Below are 4,597 nucleotides of genomic sequence, written 5' to 3' on the forward strand. Positions count from 1 at the left end.
AATCAGAATGTAAGCACAAGGGGCCGTAACGGTTTCGACAGGTTAGCGAAAGCTCCCCCGTGATACAGGTCGAGAGTGAGTCTCCTCTCGTAAATCAAAGGCTCAAACAAAAAGTAAATGCGAACAACATCGTTCCTTTCGCTCGTAAAGCCGCTCCTGTAGCTGCCTAATAGTCTCTAATCGACTCGAGCATTCATGGTTTGACTCCGTTAAGGACTATGGATAAACCCCCAACGGATGCCACGTTTGACTTTCTCTAGTTAGTTAACCGTCTAAGCTTTAACTAGAGCATCCCACTGTCCGGGATAAGTGACAGTCCCCGTTTCGAGGGTAATCGAAACTAAACCTGTGAATGAACGGACAGTCAATACCTAATTTGGACAGCAGTTCGACTCTGCTCGGCTCCATTGATTACTTTAATGAAAGACCTTCTCTCCCGCATGGACGGGGTACAAACACCGATTATTCCCGTGGTCGGTCAATTAATTAAAGCGAACCCTGGTACTATTTCCCTAGGTCAAGGGATTGTTTCCTATTATCCACCCCAGGAAGCGATCGAATCTCTATCTTTATTTTTAGCTAATCCCAAAAATCATCAATATCAATCCGTGGCGGGAATTTCCCCCTTATTAGCAGTAATTCGGCAAAAACTAGCCGAAGATAATCGGATAGAAATCAGCGATAAACAGGCAATTTTTGTGACGGCGGGCAGTAATATGGCTTTTATGAATGCCATTTTAGCCATTACTTCCCCGGGGGATGAAATTATTCTCAACACTCCCTTTTATTTCAATCATGAAATGGCCATAAAAATGGCTGATTGTCAAGTAATTTTGGTCGCCACAGACAAAAATTATCAATTGCGTCCAGCTGCCATTGAAGAGGCAATCACGGCAAAAACTAAGGCAGTGGTGACGATTTCTCCTAATAATCCCACGGGAGTAGTTTATCCAGAAAATACCCTAAGAGAAGTCAATCGAATCTGTCAAAAAAAGGGCATCTATCACATTCATGATGAGGCTTATGAATATTTTACCTATAACCATGCCCGTCACTTTTCTCCGGCGGCAATTGTTGACAGTGAATCCTGGACTATTTCCTTATTTAGTCTCTCAAAAGCCTACGGTTTTGCCAGTTGGCGCATTGGTTATATGGTAGTACCAGAACATTTATCTGAGGCGATTAATAAGATTCAGGATACTATTTTAATCTGTCCGCCGGTGGTGTCGCAATACGCGGCCCTAGGGGCGTTACAGGTGGGTAAAAGCTATCCTTTAGAACAGTTAAAAACCATCAGTCAAGTTAGAGAAATTTGCCTGAATGCTCTAGAATCGATTAGGGATATCTGTGATGTTGCCACTGCGGAAGGGGCTTTTTATTTTTTCCTGAAAATTACCACAGACAAGAATGATTTTCAGTTAGTTAAAACTTTAATTGAGCAGCAGCGGGTGGCGGTGTTACCCGGTTCAACTTTTGGGATAACAGAAGGCTGTTATTTGCGTCTTGCCTACGGTGCTTTATCTCCAGAAACGGCTTTAACGGCAGTAGAAAGATTGGTAAAAGGACTGCGTTATTTTAGTCAATGATTTTTAAGAATAAATACCAGCTTTCTTTCTTGGTTTTTACTTTACCACAGCCTTTATCTTCAAGATAACGACTCCCCAAAACCAGAGAGTTTGTACCTCACAATTAAGATAACTGCTATCAGATAACCTCTGATTCTATCTTTTGGGCTATTCTTAGTTTAGCCGAACGAGAACGAGGATTTTTAGCTTGTTCTTCTCGGCTGGGAATAATCGGCTTTTTGGTGATAATTTTCAAGGAATTATTTTCGCGAAAGCCATACTTGATCAGACGATCTTCTAGACTATGAAAACTGATCATAGCGATAATTCCCCCGGATTTTAGCCAGTGGGGGGCTTGATCTAACAATTTTTGCAGAGAATCTAATTCTTGATTAACAGCGATGCGTAGGGATTGAAAAACCCGCGTTGCCGGATGAATACGTCCATAACGGTAACTAGCGGGGACAGAACTAGCGATGACAGCCGCTAATTCTGTAGTGGTAGTAAAGGGACGTTTTTGGACGATCGAGCGAGCAATAGGACGAGATAAACGTTCTTCTCCGTATTGATAAAAAAGATCTGCTAATTCTTTTTCCTGCCAATGGTTAATAATATCGGCTGCCGTCAGGGATTGACAGCGATCCATCCGCATATCTAAGGCTGCCGTGTGGCGAAAACTAAAGCCGCGCTCGCTCTGATCGAATTGGGGAGAACTGACTCCTAAATCGGCGATAATGCCATCAAAACTGCTATTTTGTCCATTATAATCGGCGAAGTTCCCCCACCAGAGGGTTAAACGGCTATCTAGATAGGGGGCGAGACTAATTTTAGCGGCTTCTAGGGCGCTTTGATCGCGATCGATGGCGGTGACTGTGGTTTCGGGATGAGCTTCTAAAAGCAAGCGGCTGTGTCCACCACCCCCGAGGGTAAGATCGAGATAATGCCCCCCGGGTTGAATATTTAAACCGGCGATTAATTCTTGACTCAAAACGGAAATATGGGGAAAATCTTGATTCATCTGTACTGATAACTTCCTGAAAATGGCGATTTAACCTAAAAACAACTGATAGGCCCGGTTTTGACTTTCATCCCAATAGCGATAGCCGAGAGTATCGAGAAAAGCTTGCCATTGATTCATTTCATCCGGGGGGACCTGTATGCCCACGACGATACGCCCGTAATCGGCTCCGTTATTGCGATAATGGAAAACGCTGATATTCCAGTGGGGACTCATGGAGGCGACAAATTTCATTAAAGCCCCCGGTCGTTCGGGAAACTCGAAGCGATAAAATAATTCATGATCGGCTAAATGCGATCGCCCTCCCACCATGTGGCGCAGATGCAATTTAGTCAATTCATCATCGCTAATATCGAGGGTTTTAAAGCCGCAAGCTTCAAAACTCTCGGCTAATTTCTTGGCATCGCTGCGATTTTCGATCTGGGCGCCGACAAAAATATGTGCTTCTTTTTCATCGGCAATGCGATAACTAAATTCGGTTAGATTGCGTTTGCCTACACATTCACAAAAACGCCGTAAACTGCCCGGTTGTTCGGGAATAGTAACAGCATACAACGCCTCGCGCCGTTCCCCTAATTCTGCCCTTTCCGCCACAAATCGCAGACGATCAAAGTTCATATTTGCCCCACAAGCCACAGCAACGAGGGTTTTATCCTCAATTCCTTCTCTTTCTACATAAGCTTTCGCTCCTGCTACCGCTAACGCCCCCGCAGGTTCTAAAATCGAGCGTGTATCTTGAAAAACATCCTTAATCGCCGCACAGATATCATCCGTATCCACGAGGATAATCTCGTCCACATACTGCTGACAAAGACGAAAAGTCTCCTCTCCCACCTCGCGCACCGCTACCCCATCGGCAAATAATCCCACTTGAGACAAACGCACCCGATAACCAGCTTTTAGGGATTGATTCATCGCGTCTGAGTCCACAGGTTCCACCCCGATAATTTTAATTTCTGGGCGTAAACGCTTGACATAGGCTGCAATACCTGATATTAGCCCACCGCCACCAATAGCGACAAAAATGGCCTCGATCGGTTGCTGATATTGTCGTAAAATTTCCATACCGATCGTACCCTGGCCGGCGATTACCTCCGGGTCATCGAAGGGATGGATAAAAGTTAAGCCTTTTTCCGCTTCTAATTGCCGCGCGTAGGTGTAGGCATCATCGTAGGTGTCACCGTGCAGGACAACAATCCCGCCCCGGGCTTTTACCGCGTCGATTTTGACTTGCGGAGTGGTGACAGGCATAACGATAATCGCTTGGGTTCCCAATTGCCGCGCCCCCAAAGCGACTCCCTGGGCATGATTTCCCGCCGAGGCAGCAATTACGCCTTTTTGTAACAAATCCCTTGACAAATACGCCATTTTGTTGTATGCGACGCGCAGTTTAAAAGAGAAAACCGACTGCATATCCTCGCGCTTGAGTAAAAGCTGATTGTGCAAGCGTTGGGAGAGATTGGGGGCAAGTTCTAAGGGGGTTTCTTGGGCGACATCGTAGACGCGTGCGGTGAGGATTTGAACCAGGTAATCGCAGTACATTATTCTTTTGTGGCGGTGGGGATTCGCGAGTCAGGCTAGAATCCAGAATAGATCATCGTCGGTCGGGTTAGCAATAGACCTCTTGCATAATTTTTTTATGGTATGGTGAAAGGTTTTGCTTTTTTCTCGATTTTTAGATGGAAGTGGAAAAAGGAATAAAATGTGATCTTAGGTCAGGAAATTATCTATACTTTTGCTATGTTTATTAGCAAAAGTATGGATTATCAACACTTATCAGATGAACAGTTCCAACGCCGTTTCGGTGTGTATAAACAAACCTAGAGAAAGATGGTAGAATCAGTAAAAAGTGTTGAAGCTGAATCTAATTCAGCCAGCAATTCTCATTTTGAAAACAAAAGAAGATAAAGTTCTCTTGTTCACATAGAGAACTTCTGTCTAATTATCATTTTTTTTCAAGATAATCATCATAATTAGCTTCAAGAGACAGTTTTAAAATATCTGCCCATAAAAA

The 4,597-nt window shown here is 44.2% G+C and carries 3 protein-coding genes and 1 other RNA gene; 2 read left to right on the forward strand and 2 right to left on the reverse strand.

Annotated features, from left to right (window positions below; genetic code table 11):
• The first annotated feature begins 19 nt into the window (after window positions 1–19).
• Together ssrA and PX484_RS04675 are read left to right on the forward strand one after the other, a co-directional pair.
• Window positions 20–410, forward strand: a transfer-messenger RNA (tmRNA) gene (ssrA, locus tag PX484_RS04670).
• A 9-nt stretch (window positions 411–419) separates the two neighbouring features.
• Entirely contained in the window at window positions 420–1,586 is a 1,167-nt protein-coding gene (locus PX484_RS04675; RefSeq protein WP_287767062.1) for a pyridoxal phosphate-dependent aminotransferase, read from the forward strand.
• 118 nt (window positions 1,587–1,704) lie between these two features.
• Here the strand turns inward: PX484_RS04675 and rsmH are convergent, their stop codons facing one another.
• Together rsmH and ilvA are read right to left on the reverse strand one after the other, a co-directional pair.
• Window positions 1,705–2,583, reverse strand: a complete 879-nt coding sequence (rsmH, locus tag PX484_RS04680) for a 16S rRNA (cytosine(1402)-N(4))-methyltransferase RsmH (protein WP_287767060.1) — start codon at window positions 2,581–2,583, stop codon at window positions 1,705–1,707.
• Between the two features lie 30 nt (window positions 2,584–2,613).
• The gene (gene ilvA, locus PX484_RS04685; RefSeq protein ID WP_288103018.1) at window positions 2,614–4,125 is read right to left on the reverse strand and encodes a threonine ammonia-lyase, biosynthetic; all 1,512 of its coding nucleotides are present in this window, start codon (window positions 4,123–4,125) and stop codon (window positions 2,614–2,616) included.
• Between the last annotated feature and the right edge of the window lie 472 nt (window positions 4,126–4,597).

It is taken from the genome of Microcystis sp. M49636_WE2 (assembly GCF_030065375.1).
In the GTDB taxonomy this organism is placed as follows: Bacteria; Cyanobacteriota; Cyanobacteriia; order Cyanobacteriales; family Microcystaceae; genus Microcystis; species Microcystis aeruginosa_C.